Source organism: Psychrobacillus sp., assembly GCF_056205495.1.
On sequence record NZ_JBAEAP010000191.1, the window covers coordinates 1 to 1,596 of the forward strand.

Sequence of the window (1,596 nt, forward strand, 5' to 3'; positions counted from 1 at the left end):
TGAAGCCAAAAATTGTTTTTCCGATGGTTATTAGTGCCGCCATATTGGGAGGATTAGCAGGTGTCTTAAATATACAAGGCACTCCCATGAGTGCAGGCTTAGGCCTATCTGGTCTTGGAGGGCCACTAAATTATATTAATCTAGCTGAAGGCGGGTGGAACCTTAAAAATATAACTATTATGCTTAGTACCTTTCTTATTCTTCCGATTGCATTAAATGTAGGATTGATATACTTATTCTCACGTAAACTTAAAATGATTAAAGCCCAGGATTACAAGCTTGATTTTGAATAAGCTTTGTTAAAATTATTGGTTGATTTCGCCTAACCATCCTTTTTTATAAAAGGAACTTTCAAATGGCTATTAAGAATATAAATAGATGATGAAATGGGGGTTGGTGACAGTTTTTCAGCTTGATGAGTGAGACAGATAAGCCATCACAACCACGCGCGCAAGCGATGGGTGATGGCTTATCGCTCACCCTGTGGAAAGCGTCCGGTTGGTGCGAAAAATCAATTCTACTCTCTGATCTAAGATTTTTTTGCATCATAAATCAACCCCACCCTTTTGCATAGCCTTTGAATAAATAAAAAGAGACCGGGATCACTAATCCATAAATTAAAAGACGTGAAATCAGCAACTTGATTTCACGTCTTTACTTAATTTATTTATATCGACCAAATAGATCTTGTACGATGGTATAAGACTCTTTTAAGCGCTCCTCGTATTCAGGTAGATCCCACTTATCCCAAGTATAGCTATTTAGCTTTGGTAAAACACTTGCTTCCATGGAAGGAAACGTATCCTGAAGAATGTCTTGCTCATTCAGTAACAAGGCACCTACAAATATTTCATCCACAAATTTGCTTGCCTCTATTCCATCCTTGTATAAATCCCCCATGAACTCTTTTTGACTAGGGTCTTTGGCACGTAGTAATAGCCAAGGAATTCTAAGCTCGATTTTACCATCGGCTATGTAATAATCCGCTAGAGAATTATAATCACTAGCTTCTGGATTTCCATTTCCCCGTTTTAGCTTTCCTGCTTCATAGGATTCAAAGGGAAGCGTTGTTTTTTGTTGCGGCAAGTATAGTTCCTTATTTAAGGCATATTGCTCTTTTACAAATTTCCCGCTATCCAAAGAAGGAGTTGCTGCCTTTGGCTTTAGTAAGTTTAATACATGACCATATTGATAGGAGAAAAAGTCGTAATATTGATCGACCAGTAAACGAGATTCACTTTCCTTTAAATTTACAATAAAGTCTATCCCGTTCATAAAAGAAATATTAGGCAAGCCTTCAAACTTAGTATTTCCTTGATTCGGAACGACATCTAGAAGAATCATAGGGTATCCAGTAAATGACTTATCATAATCTAATCTAATATATAAATATCTTTCATCATGATCTACATATAAAGATCGCATACTTCCGTCTTTTTTTTCATAGATAGGCTTCCCCTTCCATTCCTCTGTTTTCCCATCGACTCTAATCTTATGGCGATCAAAGCTCAAAAGGCCAAACTGTTGCTCATTTGTCTGTGCATTGGACCAATAAGGACGTCTATCTGGATTATCATAGTCCACGGTATTCCATGT

General features: G+C 37.2%; 1 protein-coding gene and 1 pseudogene. One reads left to right on the forward strand and one right to left on the reverse strand.

Annotated features, from left to right (window positions below):
- The coding region (locus AC06OU_RS05690) for a PTS sugar transporter subunit IIC (RefSeq protein WP_475854540.1) at window positions 1-293 on the forward strand (293 nt) is incomplete at its 5' end.
- A 370-nt stretch (window positions 294-663) separates the two neighbouring features.
- Here the strand turns inward: AC06OU_RS05690 and AC06OU_RS05695 are convergent.
- Window positions 664-1,596 (reverse strand): annotated as a pseudogene (locus AC06OU_RS05695) (hypothetical protein); the annotation flags it as partial.